We start from the raw sequence: 19,758 nt of genomic DNA, 5'->3' as shown, positions 1-19,758 counted from the left end.
CAAAGATACAATAAAACTTTTATTGTATAATGAAAATTGCAATCCACAAAGACGCACCTACGAGCTTTGATGCTCATGCGTCAAATAAAAAACATAGAGAAGAAAAGGGCGATTTTTTTTATGATGATTTGCCGAAAAATATAACGGCACATTTCAATGACATTGAAAGTGATATTCGAAAGTATAAGATATTCATGTCTGACAACAAAATCTTTATTCGGCGAAAGAAAGAAAAAGGAGATGATGAATCTTATTACTTTCAAGAAATATCAAATTTTGAGATTAAAATTTTGCAGCACATTCAGGATGAAAAATTTCCCATCAAATTATTGAAGATAAAGAATGTTTTCAATCTTGAAAAGATTTTTGACATCCCTTCTGATTTATTTAATACTCTGGCAAGTTTTGAGAATAGTATTGCTCGGCAAGGAAACTTTTTGTTTACCGGCAGTGCCCTGGATTTTAAGATGTTGAAAGCTTATTTATTCGATAAAATGGGACACGGTCATAAGATTGATAGCTTAGGATATCAAATTGGATTTCAATTTTGGTTATGGAACAATAATGTTAACCTTTTAAATGGCGATAGCTTGGCAATAGATGAAAACGGCATATTTACACATGGCGGTAAGTCTTTTTACGTGCCTTCTGCTAACAAGATTTATCTAAATAATATGTCAGCTTATTTATCTCAAAAAAAGATGATATCTATTGATTCTGACGTGTCCATGGATATGTATTTTCAAATGATGATAGAGGTACATAAAGACTATGCGATTTCGGCTATCTTATTTACGATAAGCAGTTTGTTTCAAGATATTATTGTCAATGAAATAGGAAACTTTCCAATTCTGTTTTTGTATGGTCCAGGATCTAGTGGAAAAGACCAATTAGCTGAGTGTTGCCAAAGCTTCTTTGGAATACCACAATCAGCTATAAATCTTGAGGGAGGTGCTTCTACTTTGAAGGGTCAAATCAGGAAATTTGCGCAATTTACTAATATCATCTGCCATCTTTCAGAATATAAAAGAGGGGATAGCAAGTTAGACGGAACTATCAAGGGATTTTGGGACCGTAGAGGTTATGAGTTTGGAACTATTGAAAGTAAAGTAAGTACAGATACCGTTCCCATTTTATCTTCAACACTATTGACAGGTAATGAATATCCTGAATCTGAGGCACTAATTTCAAGGTTGTTATGGTTGGAGTTTCAATCAAAGACATTTACGCTTGAAGAGACAAAAAAGTATGATATACTGAAAGACTACACTAAGCAGGGAGTTAGTCATTTTACAGATTCTCTATTAATTAATCGTTCACTAGTTGAATTAAATTTCAAAAGTAAATTCAGGAATACCAAAGAGAAGTTTATTAGTCAATTTGAAGTAAAGCATACTCGAGTGATTAGCAATCTAGCTGTTCTAGGAGCTACGTATGAAATATTCAAAGATGTTGTGTCATTCCCTTTTACCTATAGCGAAATGATCAACCATTTTGAAAAATGTACCGACCACCAAACAAGAAAATTAAATTCATCTAGCATAGGTACTAAATTTTGGGATTGCTTTTTGGCTTCAATGCGTGGTAACAAAGACGACCGAATTGTTGTTTTCAGAGATTTACGTTTAGACGGTAATCTGCTTACATTTCAATTTACATCATGCTATAACAAGATTCAGAGACAGTGGATGCTGCAATATAGAGAAACAGCTCCAAGCAAAGTTGTGCTACAAGATTACTTGAAAAAAGATACTTGCTTTCAAAAAGAAGTAAGTAGTATCAAGTATGAGAAAGGCAAAGATGCACGAACAACCTCTGGTTATCAGATAGATGTGTCTAAATTGCTAATCCAAGACGAAATAATCAGTGCCATCGAATGGCAAATTTGTGAGCAATAATCCCTCCTTTAAAGCAATAATGGTTTCCTACACCTCCTATGTTTAGTTAAATAATTGATTATTAATGTTTTAATAGTTAAAAGTAGTAGGAAACATGGTAGGAAGTAGTAGGAAGGTGTAGGAAGTCATTTTTAAGTTTCCTACACCTTCCTACACAAACCTACTCTTTTTTAGCTTTTTTTATTTTTAATTGACTAGTAATCAAAAAAGTAGGAAGTGTAGGAAGTGTAGGAAGTGTTTTTACTTTAATAAGAAGGTTTTTTAGATAGTAAACTTCATTAAATAGACATAAGAGCGATGAATATTAAACAAGCAAAACAAATTCCCATAGAAATTATATTAAAATCTATGGGTTTAAATATCGAAAAAGAGTCAGGGAGTGATACTTGGTTTAAAAGTCCTTTTTCACCAACAGAAAAGAATGCATCTTTCCATGTAAACAAGCAAAATGGTTATTGGTATTGCTTTTCCAGTGCAATTGGAGGTCGAAATGGGATTGATCTCGTTATAAAGCTAAAATGCTGTACAGTTAGTGAGGCTCTAAATTTTTTGGAAGGACTTGATTCTTTTTCTTTTCAAAAGCAAATAGAAGGTACTTATGAAGCAAAAAAAGAGAATAACAGTAATAGTGTGGTAAAAATAGAATACGTTCAACATATCGCCTTAAAACAATACTTAGCTAGTAGAGGTATAACTAAGGCACAAATTATAAGATCTGTTAAGGAACTACATTACAAAATCAATGAGAAACAATATTTTGCCATTGGTTTTAAAAATAATAGTGATGGATGGGAGCTACGTTCTAAGTATACTAAAATTTGTATTGGAAAAAAAGATATTACACTTATTAAAAATCAATGTAGAAGTGTGAAAATATTTGAGGGGTTCTTCGACTATTTAAGTTTGCTTCAAATTAGTGAAGTGAATAATATAAATCACTATGACTATTTGATATTAAATTCGGCTGCATTAATAGTCAAGAATATGGGAGTTTTGAATCAATATGAAAAGATAGAATTGTATTTAGACCATGATATTACAGGTGATAAGTACACAAATTTTATTAGAGAAACATTTCCTAACGCAATTGATTGTAGAACTATTTTTAAAGATTACAAAGATGTTAACGAATGGATTTTAAGTATCTAATGTCCGTCTCGTTTTAGTAGTAATTGATCGAGATGTGCCAACGTGGTCACAAATTGCTGCGCATTTGAACCAAATTGGCCTCTCGTTTTTTCTCCCGAAGGTCGCAAAAAGAAAAATGTAAGTGCTTATATAAAAGCAATTCATTAAATCTTAAAATAACACGAATGAAAAAAGACATAATCAAATTTAGAGTCTCTAAACTAGAAAATTTAATCATAAAAAAGAAAGCTTTGGATAGTGGAATCACTGTATCGGAATTAATGCGAGGTCTCGTATTTAATTATAAGTTATCGAGTAAACTAACTTCCGAAGAAGTAGAATGTTATCAATTACTTTCAAAATTCTCAGATAATTTCAGAAGGATTTCGAATCTTTTTAAACTTGGTGATGTCGATGGATTTAAGAGAGAAACGTTAGAAGCAAGTAAAGAAATTAGAGCTCATTTAGCAAAATTCAAATAATTATGATAGGATTAGCAAAAGCATGCAGTGGTGGTGGAGCACTTGGTAACTATGTCATTGATGAAGAAAAAGGATATGAATTAGATAGGAATCTACTATGTGGCACAAATTCAAAAGAAATAATGGAGGAAATGAAAGATATTCAAAATTTAAATCAAAGGGCTACAAATAAAACTTTTAGCTTAGTTCTTTCACCTGATATCAAAGATGGGCAAAAACTATCTAATAAAGATTTAAAGGAAATGACTAGGGATTATCTCCAAAAACTGGGCATTGATACAAATAAGCAACAATATATAGCCTTTGTTCATACTGAAAAAGAGCATAAGCATATACACATTATTGCTAATAGGGTAAAGAGTAATGGTCAATTAATATCTGATCATCATATTGGTAAGAAAGGACAATGGGCAGCGCATGAAATTGCAAAGGACAGAGGCTTGATTTCAGCAAAAGAAAAAATGATTGAAAATATAAAAGCATTAGAATTGCAGCGAGGTAATTCTAAAGGGTTAAGAAAGGAGATATATGAAAAACATCAATTAGTTGTGAAGACGAAGCCTGCTAGTTATACCGCATATCGACAAGGAATGCAGAAACTTGGGATTAAAATTGAAACGGTTTTAAACAAACAAGGAAGAGTGCAAGGACATAAGTTAATTGATACGTTATCTAAAAAAGTTTTTAAAGCTTCAGAGGTACATAGGCATTTAGGTCTATCAGCGATGATGCAGCCACTAGCACCGATTCAAACTCCTTTGAAAGTCGCAAAAGCGTTATCAAAAGACAGAGGTGCGGAATATTAATTTATAGATAAATAATAATATATTTATGGGAAAAAGCACACAACCAAAACTTGCAGATAGCCTATCTGTTTTTATAGATCAAATTGAAAAAATAGAAAAGAATAATATAATTCTGCTGAGAGTTAATGAGCAGTTAAATCAGAAAATAGAGCAATTGTACAATTACGAACCAAAGTTGGATTTTAGGCCTTTGGAAGCTATAAATAATAGGCAAATCGAGCTGTTGGAAGACTTGAATTTTAATATAGGCAAAGTGCTAAAAGAACATACATTAATTCTAGAGAAAGAAAAATTGCAAACCAACTCAATGTTTAACCGTCTGCGAGCCTTAGTCATATTTTTATTTTTCATGACCATAATTGCTTGTTTAATTGCTATTAGTTTTTATAATCGAAAAGTTAAAAATTCAACTAATCAATCTCCAGTTGAGATATCTTCAGAGGCAGAATTGAAAATTAAGAATTAGTACTCTTAGCATGTTTATAATTATCATATTTAAACATCACAAACTTTAGAGCAACTACACTCAGGAGTAAAGCCAATCAGATATGATTGGCTTTTTTAGTTTTAACGGAAATAACTTTAGGAGTTAATATCAATATCACCCTCGATCACTCTCTTAATAGAATTACATTGGATAAATTTTTCATACTCAGATTTTAATATTAATCTATCGTTAAATTCGATCTGTGATAAGTTTTCGATATAAAAGTATATAGCTAAACATAATGTAGGTTGCAGTTTTTTATAGGTCAAGTAGTCAGAAAAGATATCATCAAGTACCGTATGTAGATCTTTATTTTCTTCTAAAGCTATATCCATCAGTTGACCATTTAAAATTAATGTACCAAATATGAAAATTACGTTCTCTTTATAAATTTTCATAATGTCATTACGTTCGGAAACATTGCACTCATCTAGGAACAAGGCTATGCAGTGCAAAAAGTGAATGTTGTAATAATCATCATCAATGTTGATTAAAGAATCTGTAAATTCCGGTGTTATTGGAATAAATTCAAGACCTTGATTTATTTCCTTTTCACCAGTTAAAATTAAATTCACCAATGATTTAATTGGGCTGTAAAATTCTTTGTTTTTCATAATGCCTTATTTGAAGTTAAAAAAAAGGCGCGAGTCTAATGTCAGACTGTTACAGAGGTACTGCGAAGAACCTTAAACTCAGAAAGACTTAGCCCACGCCCATATAAGGCACGGGCGTAAGTCTGACTAGTTTTAGAGTTTTAAAGAAGATTCGCAGTTTTCTGTAACTCAACTAATCAGCTTACGCTTGTTTGTTTGGCAAATTTACAAAATGTTAATGGTTGAAAAAGCTTCTTGATATAATTTAATTCCTCAATTAGATTTTTAATCAAATTCATCCATTAACAAAGTTATTTCCAAAAAATCCTTTAGAGCTTTTTGAAAGAGCTCAAGAATTTTTTAGAATAACTTTTCGACTAACATTTATTTTACTCATTCAATAATGCTAATAGGTTATAAGACAACTAAAAACTACCATTAGAAGCTAATAGAAAGAAAAAACACAAAGATTTTCCTATTACTTACAGTAATCCTAATTATAATTTAGGATATATTCTATACATTAGCAGTCATAAAATTCTTATTTAATACAAAAATTACACTTGCTTCATGGCAGCCGAACAAAAACAAAAATTAGAACAACAACTTTGGAATATCGCAAACACCTTACGTGGGAAAATGGATGCCGATGATTTTAGAGATTATATATTAGGTTTTATATTCTACAAGTACTTGAGTACTAAAATGGATTTGTATGCCAATACCATCCTTAAACCAGACGGAATAAGCTTTCAAGAAGTCGAAGGACACGAAGAAGAAACTGCTTTACTTGAAGAAATAAAACAACTTGCTCTAGATAAATTAGGCTACTTCTTATTGCCATCTGAATTATTCTCCGAGTTGGCACGAAGAGGAAACGCAGGTGGAAAAAATAATTTTATCCTTGGGGATTTATCAAAAGTACTCACGCACATTGAGCAAAGTACGATGGGATCAGAGAGTGAAGAGGATTTTGGAAACCTATTTTCTGATCTTGATTTGACTTCTCACAAACTAGGAAAATCCGAAGCGGATAAAAACGAACTAATTGTAAAAGTTCTTGTACATCTAGACGAAATCGACTTTGACCTTGAAAACACCGATAGTGATGTTCTAGGAGATGCCTATGAATATTTAATTGGACAGTTTGCGAGTGGCGCAGGCAAGAAGGCGGGAGAATTTTACACGCCCCAACAAGTCAGTAGCATCTTGGCACAATTGGTTACAGTTGGTAAGGACAAATTAAAAAGTGTATACGATCCTACTTGTGGATCGGGTTCTTTATTGTTGCGAGTAGCCAAAGAAGTCAAAGATGTTAGCGCCTTTTACGGACAAGAAATGAATCCCACCACTTACAACCTCTGTCGCATGAACATGATCATGCACGATGTTCATTACAAACGTTTTGACATCAAGAACGAAGACACTTTAGAGCGTCCACAGCATTACGATATGCGTTTTGAAGCTATCGTGGCCAATCCGCCATTTTCGGCTAACTGGAGTGCGAGCCCGCTACACATGACTGATGAGCGTTTCTCTGCCTACGGTAAATTAGCACCATCTAGCAAAGCCGATTTTGCCTTTGTGCAACACATGGTGCATCAACTAGATGACAACGGAACTATGGCAATCGTATTACCTCACGGCGTTTTGTTTCGTGGCGGTGCCGAAGGTCACATCCGCCAATACTTAATCAAAGAAAAAAATTACCTTGATGCCGTAATAGGCCTACCCGCCAATATTTTTTACGGAACCAGCATCCCAACCTGTATTTTGGTCCTAAAGAAAAAGCGTGAACATGCCGATAACATTTTGTTTATCGATGCCAGCCAACAGTACGAAAAAGTAAAAACCCAAAACGTATTGCGTACCCAGGATATCGACAAAATAATCGATACCTATAAAAACCGCACCCAAGAAGATGAATATTCCCATATCGCCGTTGCTACGTCAATTGCCGAAAATGATTATAATTTAAATATTCCGCGCTACGTAGACACCTTTGAAGAAGAAGATGCCATAGACCTGACCGCCATCACGGCCGAATTACGAGAATTGGCACAAGCAGGAAAAACCACCGATGCCACCATCCAAGGTTTTTGCACCGAATTAGGAATCGAAACCCCATTTTAATCATGAAAAACAATTTAGATACAAATGATTTGGGCGTTTCCCTATCGGGCCGGGCTATCCGTTTCAATCTTTTTTGCCCGAAAAAGGGCAAAAAAGGATTTCCACTTCAAATGAAATTCATTGAACACCTATGAAAAATAATATAAAAAGTGAAATAATCCCTAACGCAAAAAAATCCCTGCCATGAATAAAGTATGTATTCCAAAATTACGATTTAGTGGGTTTGAGGGGGAGTGGGAAGAGAAGAAGTTAGGCGAGATTGCAAAAATAACAACAGGAAGTACTCCTAGTACGCATATATTAGAATATTATAATGGTGAAAAATTATTTGTTTCACCGGCTGATATACAAGAGAACAGATTTGTTTTCAAGACAAAAACAACACTTACTGATCTTGGTTTCAGTAAAGGTCGAAAAGTAGCAAAAGGAAGTGTTTTATTTGTTTGTATTGGTTCAACTATTGGAAAGATTGGTCAAGCAACAGAAGAGTGTTTAACGAATCAACAAATTAATTCTTTAACTGCAGGAAAGGATTATGATAACAATTTTATTTATGAATTATTAGAAAAAAATGGGACTAAAATTAAATTGCTTGCTGGAGTTCAAGCGGTACCACAAATAAATAAAACAGATTTTTCAAATTTTAAATATTTCTTACCATCCCTCCCCGAACAACAAAAAATAGCCTCATTTTTAAGTTCGGTCGATGAAAAAATCCAGCAATTGTCCCGCAAAAAGGAACTCTTAGAACAATACAAAAAAGGCGTAATGCAACAATTTTTCTCAGGAAAATTGCGGTTTAAGGATGAAAATGGGGATGATTATCCGGATTGGGAGGAGAAGAAATTGGGGGAAGTTGCCGAGAAAAGAATAATTAAAAATAAAGACAAGAAAATAAATTTAGTTTTTACAAACTCAGCGTCGCAAGGAATAGTAAATCAAAGAGATTATTTTGATAAAGATATTGCAAATCAAAATAACCTTTTAGGATATTACATTGTTGAAAATAATGATTTTGTGTACAATCCACGAATATCGACGCATGCTCCAGTCGGTCCAATTTCAAGGAATTATTTAAATACAGGAATAATGTCGCCATTATATTCAGTTTTTAGATTTAAAGAAGGGAATTTAGATTTTATTGAATATTTTTTTAATTCTGTTATTTGGCATAAACACATGCAGGATATTTCGAATTATGGTGCTAGAGATGATAGAATGAGTTTTTCTACAGGAGATTTTTATAAGATGCCAATTCCTTTCCCGTGTAAACAAGAACAACAGAAAATCGCCAATTTTTTATCGGGCATCGATGATAAAATAGAAAATGTGGGTCAGGAAATAAATAAGATGCAAGGGTTCAAAAAGGGGTTGTTGCAACAAATGTTTGTGTAGTTATGAAGGAAATTATAGAGATAATCTCTTCAATAGAAGACAATAGTGTTTATACTAATATTAAACCGACCGAAATATATAATGAAGGTTGGATGACAAGATTATTAGTGCATTATTCCAAACAGCAAAATATTAAACTGAAGGAAATTGATTTCGAAAAAATAGATAACTGGACTTCTGAAGCATTACTATCTAGTCCTTTTATTAAAGCAGCTAAAATAAGAGAGGGCTATACTCATACGGATATAGCACTTGGAGATTTCAAAGTAAATTATAAGCAAAATGGAGTAGGAAGTGGTAAAATAATTATTAATGACCTTGCAAAAGTATTTGGAGTTATTGAAGCTAAGATGGGAAGTCCACTTAGCTCATTCACCTCTAATGCTAAGAATTATAATCAAGCAACTAGAACTATTACTTGTATAGCTGAAAATACAAAATTAAATTGTTTTACATTTTTCTATGTTGTTTTACCTGAATGTAAAGTAGATAAAAGGAATAAAAAAGGAATCACTATTAGAGATTTGGTAAAACCTGAAAATATTAAATTTCAAATAGAAAAAAGAATCTTGGATCATAATGAAAGTAACGATGTAAAATTAATAGAAAGAGATGTTTTTGATAAGGTAGATAAATGTATCGTAGGTATCATAACTTATGAAGAGTGGATAGAATTATTTTCAGATGTAAATATAAAAAGCACTCTAAATGATTTTTATTCGAAATGCAAAAAATGGAATAATATTTAAGATTTTAATAATTAACTGATAGTAAATAGAATGGCAGTAAATCACAGTTGGAGTATCGAAGATTGTTTGTTAGTTATCTCTGAATTTGTAAAAAGGTATAAAACAGAAGATTATAAAAAAATAGAAAAAGATGTAGCTAAGAAAATAGGAACAACTACCTCTTCCGTAATTTTGACTAGACAAAATTATATTGCACTGTTAGAGGGCAAATCAGAAGGTTTTGGAGCAAATGCTTCTAAAGCTCAAGAAGCAGCGCTAATTATTTTTTTAGAAAACAATAAAGATATTACCAGGCCTAAGTTAATATACATTCTTAGTAATTAGCTTTTACAATAGTCTAAAAAAATAAAATGAGTCATCAATCCGAATTACAATTAGAAAACAAACTCATCAAGCAATTGGTTGGTTTAAATTATTCGTCTGTACAAATTCTAGATGGAGACGCTTTAGTTTCTAATCTAAAAAGTCAGTTAGAGGTTTTCAATGAAACCATCTTTACCGCTAAGGAGTTTGATGCTATCTTGAATCACTTAGCCAAAGGCAATGTTTTCGAAAAAGCCAAAACGCTAAGGGATCGTTTTCAATTGGATAAGGAAGATGGAACTTCATTCTACGTTCGTTTTTTTAATACCGAAGATAATAGCCAGAATCTATACCAAGTAACCAATCAAATTTCCTTGGAAGGTAGTTACAAAAACCGCTTTGATGTCACGCTCTTGGTCAATGGTTTGCCTTTGGTACAAATAGAATTAAAACGCTCCGGAATCGAAATCAAAGAAGCCTTCAACCAAATTAACCGCTACCAAATGCATTCTTTTTGGAGCAATCATGGTTTGTTTCAATACGTGCAATTGTTTGTGATTAGTAATGGAGTCAATACGAAGTATTTGGCGAATAATAAATTGCAATCAGTTAAACAGACCTTCTTTTGGGCGGATGCCAAAAATAAAAATATTACAGATTTATCAGAGTTTGCAGCTTCATTTTTAAACCCAACTCATTTGGGTAAGATGATTGCACATTATATTGTGATCAATGAAACACACAAGGTAATGATGGTGTTGCGTCCGTATCAATATTTTGCTACTGAAGCAATTATCCATCAAGTCAAAAACTCAAATGACAACGCTTACATTTGGCACACTACAGGTTCGGGAAAAACATTAACCTCTTTCAAAGCCAGTCAAATTTTGATGGAACTGCCCGAAGTATACAAAGTTGTTTTTGTAGTAGACAGAAAAGATTTGGATTATCAAACCATGAACGAGTTCAATGCGTTCAAGAAAGACAGTGTAGATGTTACCAATAACACCCAGTCATTAGTAAGGCAATTAACGGATAATACCAAATTAGTTCTGACGACAATACAAAAACTAAACAATGCTATTTCAGAACGATTTGCGGGTAATATAGAAAGTTTAAGACACCAGAAAATCGTTTTTATATTTGATGAGTGCCACCGCTCGCAGTTTGGGGATACCCACGATCGTATAACAAAGTTTTTTGAGCAAAGTCAGTTAATAGGTTTTACCGGAACGCCAATTTTTGCAGAAAACGCTTCTAAAAATGAGTACGGAAAACGCACTACCAAAGACTTATTTGGCAACTGCCTGCACAAATATGTAATTACAGATGCAATCAAAGATCAAAACGTATTGCGTTTTGGGATAGAGTACATTGGTAAATATAAAAATAAGAGCAATACTTTTATTGATATTGAGGTCGAAGATATCGACAAGCAAGAAGTGTTGAATTCTGAAAAACGAATCTCTAAGATCGTAGATTATATTATTGCACACCATAGTCAAAAGACCTTCAATAAAGACTACTCCGCTTTATTGGCGGTAAGTAGTATTGATAACGTGATTAAATATTACGATTTATTTCAGCAAAAGAAAGCAGCAGGCGAACACGATTTACGTATCGCTACTATTTTTACTTACGGCACCAATGAAGATTCAGAAGAAGCACAGGATTATTTACCAAGTGACGAAGTTGATTTTGAAGTTTTGGCCGAAGGACCAACATCTTATCAAGCAAAGCACACTAGAGATAAACTAGAAAGTTATATAGCTGATTATAATAAAATGTACGGTACAAGCTTTTCTACAAAAGACAGCCAACAGTTTGAAAATTATTTCAAAAATATAAGCAAGAGGTTAAAAGATCGCGAAAAAGAAAGTTTCAATAATGACAGAGATCGCTTAGATATTGTCATTGTCGTCAATATGATGCTTACTGGTTTTGATGCTAAAAAAGTAAATACCCTTTACGTTGATAAAAACCTGAAACAACACGGTTTAATACAAGCGTATTCTAGGACGAACAGAATTTTAGGAGAGCAAAAGTCACAAGGGAACATCTTATCTTTTAGAAACTTAAAAAAAGCTACAGACGAAGCTATTACGTTGTTTTCGAATAAGGAAGCCATTGAAGTGGTTACTATGCCAAGCTACGAAGCCATAGCAGAGAAATTTGATCAAGCATTAGAATCATTGCGTGAAATTACGCCTACGCATCAAAGTGTAAATGATTTGGAAAGCGAAGAAGATGAAGCACAATTTGTGCAAGCTTTTAGGAAATTGATGCGTGCGATGAATGTCTTACAGTCTTACACTGATTTTGATTGGGAGGATTTACCTATTGACGAGCAGGAATTTGAGGATTACAAAAGCAAGTATTTAGATTTGTACGAAAAGGTAAAACGAGACACTGAAAAACAAAAGACTTCGATTCTAGATGATATTGATTTTGAGTTGGAATTAATCCATAGAGATCAGATCAATGTAGCTTATATCTTGAAATTGTTGGCACAATTGAAAGGAGAAAAAACACCATCAGCTGCAGCTGCTCAAAAGAAGGCGATTGTAGATTTGTTGGGTGGTGATATACAACTGAGAAGCAAACGAGACTTGATTCAGAAGTTCATTGATGAAAATATGCCTAATATCAAAGACAGCGACAGCATCGACGACGAATTTGAGAAATTCTGGCAAGATCAAAAAGTACTAGCATTAGGCAAGCTCTGTGAAGAAGAAAACTTAGACAAAGCACAATTTAAATCCTTAATCGACGCCTACATTTACAGTGGAAGAGAACCTATAAAAGACGAAGTTTTTCAATGTCTAGACAATAGACCAAGCGTACTGCAAGCCAGAACGATTGGAGACAGGATTATTGCTAAAATGAAGGAGTTTGTGGAGGTGTTTGTGAAAGGGATGATGGCTTAAGGTGAAGAGTCAAAAGATTTTATAGAAATAGAAAAATAGAATAAAATTTTTTTAAAAAAAATATGGAGATAGTAAAAAGGCATACTTTTTCATACAGTGAAAAATCGGTAAGACAGGTCGAAAATTTACTACCTCGTTTAAAACATTGCGTTTTACCAACGAAAATAATTCGTTGGTTGGAAAACTTTGACGAAGACGAGGTTGACTTGGCTATTGATTTATTGAGTGTTTACGAGTATATTCCATTTAATGAACTTATGTTTCGCCTTAATGATTTGTTATATGAGCTTTATAAAAGTATTCCAAAGGGAGATAAAATAATAATATTTCCCTATGGGAAAGTTGGTAAAAGTGGAACTTTAGTGACTTATCCATTAAAAAACACAAACGCCTTTAAAAAAAGAGAAAATGATATCCTTTTGACACATGATTACAAATATGTAACAGATCCTGGATCATACAATCATATAGTTTTTCTAGATGATTTTATTGGTAGTGGTAAAACATTTTATAAAGAATTTTCAAAACCTGATATCCAACAGTGGTTAACTGATAATAATATTGAAAACATATATATACTCTCTTCCATAATAATGGTTGAAGGAAAAAAATACATCTTGGATCGTTTCCCTCAAATAATAATTATTTCTGAAGAAAGGAATAAAATTTTTGACCCAACATTGTCTCCTCTTAATATTCTGGGGAATCTAAGTGATATTGAAAAAACAACACTAAAACATGGTAAAAATTTAAAAGTAGGACCTTACCCTTATATTTTTCCATACGGATTTGATAATAGTCAATCCTTGATTTCTTATTTTCATTGTACACCAAACAATACATTATCAATAATATGGGGGGGAAATAGGAATTGGACTCCACTATTTCCAAGAATGGCGAACATTAGAATGAGAGAAGCGCGTGAATTCAAACAAAACATAGCGTTTTACATAGGGATTTGTAACCGCTTGAAGATTGATTTATATTCTGGTAAATCAATTATAGAAAAGAAGGATGATAAATTTGTTAGAAAAATAAAATACAATTCAAAACTAAATCATTCAGTAATTGCATTATTGACTTTAAAAAATAAGGGATATGATAATATAATTATTTGTCATTTACTTGGATTAACTAGGTTAGAATTGAAGAAAGTTTATATCGAGAGCAAAAAATTAGGATTTATAAATACCCATTATGATTTAAATACTAAGGGAATTCAGTTTTTGAAAGAATTAAAAATAAAGACTCAAAAAGAAAATTTCAGAAAAGAAACAAAAGAAAATTTAGAAGTAAAAGATGTGTTATATTTACCCACAATGTTCAATGGATTGACATAGTTTATTGTTAGCAAATAACCCTTATAAGGTTTTCTCGGTGTAGTTCATCGAGAATTAATAAAGCTACTTGATAGCATGCTTAAGATTACTAATAATAATCTAATTTCGGTACCAACAAATCCAGTGGGTTATATTGGAATGTGACTGGAGTCAACCAAAATTAGATTTTCAAGAATATTATTTAACATTCAAGAAAAAGAGTAACAATTTATTATGTCATTTCCATTTGAACAATTTATTACACAAGCTAAAGAGCAAAATAAATCACAAGAATTTATTGAAGCTTGTTTATCTTATGCAAAAAAACTAGAAGAAAAAGAATTTCCTGTTATTTTTTCAATAGAACATCTATCAATACAAATAGGTATTCAATCAGATTATCTCAGAAACTTGATTGGAGATGGGAAATGGAATATCAATTATGAATATGAGCATAAATACCAAAGATATAATTATTTCAAATTAAAAAAAAGAGACGGTAAATTCAGAGAGATAATGTCGCCTGCTAAAGATTTAAAATACATCCAAAAATGGATTCTAGTAAACATATTAAGTAAATATGTTTTAGCAGATAGTTGTAAAGGCTTTAGAAAAGGTATTTCAATTAAAGATAATGCAAAGGTTCATGAAAATTCTGAAATTATTTTGAAAATAGATTTGTTAAAATTTTATGATACTATAACTGAAAAAAGAGTTTATACCGTTTTTAAATCATTAGGTTATGTTACTAATTTAGCATATTCGCTGGCAAAAATCACAACAGCCAAACATCGTGAAACTTATTGGCATGATTTTGATGAAAACTCAAGAGAAATTCTAAAAGAATTAGTAGATAACAAACCGCCTATATTACCGCAAGGAGCTCCGACCAGTCCAATCATTTCCAATATTTTAGCTACTAAGATGGATTATCGATTTGAAGCTTTGGCCGGTAAACTAAATTTTAGATATTCCAGATACGCTGATGATTTAACTTTTTCTATTGGAAAAATAGGAAAATTACCCTCTTTAAAATTGATTACTAAAATCATTGATGACGAAGGTTTTTTTATTAATAGTAAGAAAACGAAATACATGAAAAAAGGTTGTAAACAATATGTAACAGGACTAACAACAACTAATGGAACAAACGTATCTAAAGAGTACAGAAAAACAATAACCGAACATGTTTATTATTGTAGAAAATATGGGGTAAATAGTCATTTAGAAAGAAGGCATAAAGAGTTTCCAAAATACAATAATATCAAATTTCATAACTGGCTTTATGGCCACATGTGTTTCATTAAATCTATAAACGAAAAAGCGAGCAAAAAAATGCTTGAAGACTTTAATAAAATAAACTGGTACGTTTAAATAATTTAAATTATGGTTACAGATTATAAGAGATATTTTGAAGTAGCAAAAATATGTAAATCTGTTTATGGAAGTCCTGTTAGACAAGATTTCTTGTCGTACAACGGTAAAAAAATGTTAGGACAAAAGATTATTCACGGTTCTTATGGTAGAGGTTTTTGCAGACTATTTTGGAATGATGAAACATTAGTAATTGCTTTTAGAGGAACAAGAGAAAGAGTAGATTGGTGGGTTTCAAATCTTAAAATGTTTCCTGTTTTACTGAAAAACTGTGATTCGAATTCAAAAAAAATAAATGTTCATCGGGGGTTTCAAAGTACACTTTATTATATGGATAAGACTACAAAACTTAATAGTTTTGATGCAGTAATGAAACACATAAATGATTTAAATTTATTTACAAATAGAAAAATAGTTATTACAGGACATTCTCTAGGAGGCGCTTTAGCAACATTGTTTTCAGTTAAATTAAGAGCTAATTCACCAGTTGCAGTTAAAAATCAATTACAAGAAATAATCCTTTTTGGCGCTCCAGCAGTTGGTTTAAAAAAATTTAAAACTTTTTATAATGAACTAAATCAAAAAACGATCAGAATTATTAATGGATCTGACGTTGTTCCCTTTACTCCGCCAGTGTTTTATCACCATATTGGTCAAGAGCTATGGATAAGAAAAGATGAAATAAAAGAGAATAAAAGTTGGATTTCAAGATTATTTTATGCCTTAAAATTACCAATGAAAAATTTCATAAATGACCATGGCATGAAGAGTTACATGGAAAATTTAAAAGAATTAAAATAGAATAATGGTAAATAATCTTGTTTATATAATGAAAACAAAGGTGAAAAGTTATTAGCTAAGTGATTATAATATTAAAAATGCGGTAAATATAGTAATTATTCACCGCATTTTTTGCGGAGAATAATTACTATATTTACCGCATAAATTAATAGAGTTATGGCAATCTACATTCATCAATTAAAAACTTGGCCTCAATTCAACTGGAATGAAGAGGATTTTATTTTGCTAATAAGCGAAGTGAGAAATCTGCAGGGAAAACTTATGGGTAAAGTGGAGTTGTTGGGTTTCGATTTAAAAGGGGAAGCTAATTTAGAAACTTTAATTCAAGACGTCTTGCAAACTTCTGAAATAGAAGGGGAGATTTTAAATCCGGAATTAGTACGTTCTTCAATAGCAACTAGGTTGGGTCTAGAATATTCTGGATTAGAAAACTCAGATCGAAATGTGGATGGTATTGTAGAATTGATGATTGATGCCACGCAAAACAATGATAAAGTACTTACTGAAGATCGTTTGTTTAATTGGCATGCAGCTTTATTTCCCACAGGTAGAAGTGGTATGCATAAAATCGAAGTGGCAAAATGGCGATCAGGTGCAATGCAAGTTGTTTCAGGAGGAATGGGAAGGGAGCTGGTTCATTACGAAGCTCCAAAAGCTGAAGTACTGAATAACGAAATGAAACATTTTATAGACTGGTACAATAACGCACAAGAATTAGAATTACTTCTTAAAGCAGCCATTGCTCATTTATGGTTTATAACGATACATCCATTTGATGATGGTAACGGAAGAATAGCCAGAGCTATAACAGATATGCAGCTTTCAAAATCGGATGGTGTGAACCAAAGATTCTATAGTATGTCTACTGAAATAAATAAACAAAAGAAAAGCTATTATAGCATCCTAGAACGCACTCAAAAGGACGACCTTAATATCACAGAATGGATTATCTGGTTTTTAGGATGTCTTAAAAACAGTATAATCCATTCAAGTGTGATAGTTGATAAAGTCGTAGCAAAGCACAATTTTTGGATGAAGTTTGCTACTAAGATTAGTAATGACCGTCAACAAATGATGCTTAACAAACTCATGGACAATTTTGAAGGTAATTTAAATACAAGCAAGTGGGCTAAAATGACAAAGACTTCTCCAGACACCGCATTAAGAGATATCACTGATTTAGTTAATAAAGGTATTTTGATAAAAGCAGATTCAGGTGGTAGAAGTACACATTACGTTTTAAACGAAAGTTTTTAAAATGTGATGCAGCTTTTTGTAATTTAAATTGTTTCTGATACCTCAGTATTTCTCCAGTTAGCAAACACATCATCAATAATTTGATCTAGTTGTTTATTAGGTAGTTTGTTTAAATAGGATATCGTTGCCTTGATGTCCTTATGACCAAGCATTTCGCTAATAACATCAATAGGCAAATGTTTGAATTTTAAAAATGTGGCAAATGAATGTCGAGCAGTATAGAAAGTAATATTCTTGTTGATTTGTAATACCTCCATTATTTTCTTTAGTGCAGGATTGATTTGCCCTAGCAGTTTATGGCTCCTGTTCTTAATTTGCTCAGTAGTTAGCTCTTCTTTCAATAAAAGAGGGAATAAAAAGGAATTGTAAGATCGGAGTTTGTAGGTCTCGATTAATTTACGTGGATCATCAGTTAATTTGAAATCCAGTACAACACCTGTTTTAGTTCTAACATATACTAGTCGATCATCATAAAGGTTGGTGTTTGCTAATTTTAAAATATCAATAAAATTTATTCCTCTACAATAAAAACTAAAGAGATACATGTCTTTTGCAAATTGCAGCTCTTGATTTTTACTGAAGTCCTCCTTTATTAGTCTGTCTAACTCTTCTGTCGTTAGATATTCTTTTTTTGCTTCTTTTTTTAATGCTGATGTTTTATATTTATTGAATGGATATGTTTTATCTGAAATTATTTCGCGCTTTATAGCTTTATTAAAAACAGCTTTAATTGTTCGCATCTTAAAACTGATTCCACTATCACTCCCTCCATTACTTCTTAGAAATGCGTCGTGTTTTTCTAAGAATGTGAAGTTCAAGTCTTGAAACCTCAAATATGACTTTCCGCAAAATTTCTTGATGGAGCTTAAAGTCTCTTTATAAACTTTGGCCGTTCCAATTTTATCAGCTAATAGAAATTCTTCCATAATCTCTTGATGGAATTTTAAATAGTCTATTGCAGTTGCTTTCGATAGAGTTTCAGCTTTAATCTCATGCGAGATTTCAGCAATGGTGAAATCTTCATTAAAGCGACGTTTCTCTCTAATGAAATCTTCGATCTTCTGATTAGTTCTATTGATGAAATTGTTAATCTCATTGATCCTTTTCATTTCTTTGGCATTTTTGCTAATCTTTAATGAATGGGTTTCAAAGCTCCATGTCTCATAATCACAGGTGTAACTTGTAGCCATAGAGGTATTGCGTCTGTCCTTAATTAATACCAATATAATAGAGTGCTTGCCATCTTTATTTGGTGCTTTTTTTATTGTAAATTTTGTTGAAATCATGTTAAATATGGTTGCGACGAACATTTGACGAACATCTATATGACAAAAGTAAAATATAATAGTTCAAAAGAAAGAAAATTTAATTATAAATATCTAAAAATCAACAAAGTAAACAAAAAGAAATCAAACGAAAAGATAAATCGCCTATCTTCTAAGCAGGCGGTCGAAGGTTCGAATCCTTCTGCCTTCACTTAAAACCGATACTATATATAGTGTCGGTTTTTTTATGTTTAGTACGCTTTAGTTTTTTGCGGTCTTAAGTATTGGATTGTAATTTGGCATAAGTTAACTAGGAGCTATTTCCTGCTATTCGCTACAATCTTTTAAGTCTTCTCGATTGCCATCAAGAAGACTTAAAAGGATTTTCACTGCTATCAGGGCTAGGATTTATTGGTAAGGTAAAAAAGTTAATTTATAAATGAGGTTCTTTTATATATAACGTGCTTTGAAATTGTAATTCTTGAATGAGGTAAATACGATCTATTATATAGTAGACAAAGTGCTTTTACTTATTAAGGATACTGCGGACTAATGTGAATGAACCCAGTAGGAGTAGGCGAACAGGGTTTTGTTTATCGATTAATCTTACAATTTGAATTGCGATATAAATTGATGATAAGTCAATAGTAAGGTTTCCAGCTCATTAAAAGAAAATTGAAAATTAAAGAAAATAAAATTGTGTAGAAGGTATTGAATATGCGTTTAAACTACCTACTTTTGCACCCGCAACAGCGAATAAGTTCTTTACATGATGGCAAGCAAAACGAAATGAGTTGAAAATTTATTTTCAGATTATTTTAAAAAAAGCTTGTGAGAATTA

The 19,758-nt window shown here is 32.1% G+C and carries 16 protein-coding genes; 14 read left to right on the top strand and 2 right to left on the bottom strand.

What is annotated here, in order from left to right; genetic code table 11:
• The first annotated feature begins 29 nt into the window (after positions 1-29).
• The 5 genes from H603_RS0100090 (at position 30) to H603_RS0100070 (ending at position 4,780) form a co-directional block, all read left to right on the top strand.
• A complete protein-coding gene (locus H603_RS0100090) occupies positions 30-1,898 on the top strand; it encodes a hypothetical protein (protein WP_026706671.1) in 1,869 nt (622 codons plus the stop codon).
• 297 nt (positions 1,899-2,195) lie between these two features.
• Positions 2,196-3,047 carry a toprim domain-containing protein gene (locus tag H603_RS0100085; RefSeq protein WP_026706670.1) on the top strand — a complete coding sequence of 284 codons (852 nt, stop codon included), beginning with the start codon at positions 2,196-2,198 and terminating at the stop codon, positions 3,045-3,047.
• Between the two features lie 164 nt (positions 3,048-3,211).
• Positions 3,212-3,508, top strand: a complete 297-nt coding sequence (locus H603_RS0100080) for a plasmid mobilization protein (protein WP_026706669.1) — start codon at positions 3,212-3,214, stop codon at positions 3,506-3,508.
• Positions 3,509-3,510: 2 nt separating this feature from the next.
• The gene (locus H603_RS16175; RefSeq protein ID WP_051219063.1) at positions 3,511-4,314 is read left to right on the top strand and encodes a relaxase/mobilization nuclease domain-containing protein; all 804 of its coding nucleotides are present in this window, start codon (positions 3,511-3,513) and stop codon (positions 4,312-4,314) included.
• A gap of 25 nt (positions 4,315-4,339) precedes the next feature.
• A complete protein-coding gene (locus H603_RS0100070) occupies positions 4,340-4,780 on the top strand; it encodes a hypothetical protein (protein ID WP_026706668.1) in 441 nt (146 codons plus the stop codon).
• A gap of 116 nt (positions 4,781-4,896) precedes the next feature.
• Here H603_RS0100070 and H603_RS0100065 read toward each other — a convergent pair whose 3' ends face one another.
• The gene (locus tag H603_RS0100065) at positions 4,897-5,415 is read right to left on the bottom strand and encodes a hypothetical protein (protein WP_026706667.1); all 519 of its coding nucleotides are present in this window, start codon (positions 5,413-5,415) and stop codon (positions 4,897-4,899) included.
• A 549-nt stretch (positions 5,416-5,964) separates the two neighbouring features.
• Between H603_RS0100065 and H603_RS0100060 the strand changes: the two genes are divergently transcribed.
• The 9 genes from H603_RS0100060 (at position 5,965) to H603_RS0100015 (ending at position 17,652) form a co-directional block, all read left to right on the top strand.
• On the top strand, positions 5,965-7,527 hold the full coding sequence (locus tag H603_RS0100060; RefSeq protein ID WP_026706666.1) for a type I restriction-modification system subunit M: 1,563 nt from the start codon (positions 5,965-5,967) through the stop codon (positions 7,525-7,527).
• Between the two features lie 183 nt (positions 7,528-7,710).
• A complete protein-coding gene (locus H603_RS0100050; RefSeq protein WP_026706665.1) occupies positions 7,711-8,922 on the top strand; it encodes a restriction endonuclease subunit S in 1,212 nt (403 codons plus the stop codon).
• 2 nt (positions 8,923-8,924) lie between these two features.
• Positions 8,925-9,671: a hypothetical protein gene (locus H603_RS0100045; RefSeq protein WP_026706664.1), complete on the top strand. Its 747-nt coding sequence runs from the start codon at positions 8,925-8,927 to the stop codon at positions 9,669-9,671.
• Between the two features lie 30 nt (positions 9,672-9,701).
• On the top strand, positions 9,702-9,995 hold the full coding sequence (locus H603_RS0100040) for a hypothetical protein (RefSeq protein WP_026706663.1): 294 nt from the start codon (positions 9,702-9,704) through the stop codon (positions 9,993-9,995).
• 26 nt (positions 9,996-10,021) lie between these two features.
• Positions 10,022-12,901 carry a type I restriction endonuclease subunit R gene (locus tag H603_RS0100035; protein WP_026706662.1) on the top strand — a complete coding sequence of 960 codons (2,880 nt, stop codon included), beginning with the start codon at positions 10,022-10,024 and terminating at the stop codon, positions 12,899-12,901.
• A 62-nt stretch (positions 12,902-12,963) separates the two neighbouring features.
• Positions 12,964-14,241 carry a phosphoribosyltransferase-like protein gene (locus tag H603_RS0100030; protein WP_026706661.1) on the top strand — a complete coding sequence of 426 codons (1,278 nt, stop codon included), beginning with the start codon at positions 12,964-12,966 and terminating at the stop codon, positions 14,239-14,241.
• Positions 14,242-14,454: 213 nt separating this feature from the next.
• Positions 14,455-15,594: a reverse transcriptase family protein gene (locus H603_RS16995; protein ID WP_051219062.1), complete on the top strand. Its 1,140-nt coding sequence runs from the start codon at positions 14,455-14,457 to the stop codon at positions 15,592-15,594.
• A 12-nt stretch (positions 15,595-15,606) separates the two neighbouring features.
• A complete protein-coding gene (locus tag H603_RS16990) occupies positions 15,607-16,395 on the top strand; it encodes a lipase family protein (protein ID WP_026706660.1) in 789 nt (262 codons plus the stop codon).
• Positions 16,396-16,551: 156 nt separating this feature from the next.
• Entirely contained in the window at positions 16,552-17,652 is a 1,101-nt protein-coding gene (locus H603_RS0100015; protein ID WP_026706659.1) for a Fic family protein, read from the top strand.
• Between the two features lie 23 nt (positions 17,653-17,675).
• Here H603_RS0100015 and H603_RS0100010 read toward each other — a convergent pair whose 3' ends face one another.
• Complete coding sequence (locus H603_RS0100010) at positions 17,676-18,938, bottom strand: site-specific integrase (protein WP_169628279.1); 1,263 nt, start codon at positions 18,936-18,938, stop codon at positions 17,676-17,678.
• Positions 18,939-19,758 lie beyond the last annotated feature (820 nt).

This window comes from Flavobacterium frigidarium DSM 17623, assembly GCF_000425505.1.
Classification (GTDB): Bacteria; Bacteroidota; Bacteroidia; order Flavobacteriales; family Flavobacteriaceae; genus Flavobacterium; species Flavobacterium frigidarium.
Note: the sequence above shows the minus strand (reverse complement) of the source record. Positions and strands in the feature narration are given on the sequence as shown.

Bases quoted from the DNA above. Each gene is read 5' to 3' on its own strand.
- H603_RS0100090 (WP_026706671.1), top strand. From the start codon at position 30: ATGAAAATTGCAATCCACAAAGACGCACCTACGAGCTTTGATGCTCAT.
- H603_RS0100040 (WP_026706663.1), top strand. From the start codon at position 9,702: ATGGCAGTAAATCACAGTTGGAGTATCGAAGATTGTTTGTTAGTTATC.
- H603_RS0100080 (WP_026706669.1), top strand. From the start codon at position 3,212: ATGAAAAAAGACATAATCAAATTTAGAGTCTCTAAACTAGAAAATTTA.
- H603_RS16990 (WP_026706660.1), top strand. From the start codon at position 15,607: ATGGTTACAGATTATAAGAGATATTTTGAAGTAGCAAAAATATGTAAA.
- H603_RS0100085 (WP_026706670.1), top strand. From the start codon at position 2,196: ATGAATATTAAACAAGCAAAACAAATTCCCATAGAAATTATATTAAAA.
- H603_RS16175 (WP_051219063.1), top strand. From the start codon at position 3,511: ATGATAGGATTAGCAAAAGCATGCAGTGGTGGTGGAGCACTTGGTAAC.
- H603_RS0100070 (WP_026706668.1), top strand. From the start codon at position 4,340: ATGGGAAAAAGCACACAACCAAAACTTGCAGATAGCCTATCTGTTTTT.
- H603_RS0100065 (WP_026706667.1), bottom strand. From the start codon at position 5,415: ATGAAAAACAAAGAATTTTACAGCCCAATTAAATCATTGGTGAATTTA.
- H603_RS0100060 (WP_026706666.1), top strand. From the start codon at position 5,965: ATGGCAGCCGAACAAAAACAAAAATTAGAACAACAACTTTGGAATATC.
- H603_RS0100010 (WP_169628279.1), bottom strand. From the start codon at position 18,938: ATGATTTCAACAAAATTTACAATAAAAAAAGCACCAAATAAAGATGGC.
- H603_RS0100015 (WP_026706659.1), top strand. From the start codon at position 16,552: ATGGCAATCTACATTCATCAATTAAAAACTTGGCCTCAATTCAACTGG.
- H603_RS0100045 (WP_026706664.1), top strand. From the start codon at position 8,925: ATGAAGGAAATTATAGAGATAATCTCTTCAATAGAAGACAATAGTGTT.
- H603_RS0100050 (WP_026706665.1), top strand. From the start codon at position 7,711: ATGAATAAAGTATGTATTCCAAAATTACGATTTAGTGGGTTTGAGGGG.
- H603_RS16995 (WP_051219062.1), top strand. From the start codon at position 14,455: ATGTCATTTCCATTTGAACAATTTATTACACAAGCTAAAGAGCAAAAT.
- H603_RS0100035 (WP_026706662.1), top strand. From the start codon at position 10,022: ATGAGTCATCAATCCGAATTACAATTAGAAAACAAACTCATCAAGCAA.
- H603_RS0100030 (WP_026706661.1), top strand. From the start codon at position 12,964: ATGGAGATAGTAAAAAGGCATACTTTTTCATACAGTGAAAAATCGGTA.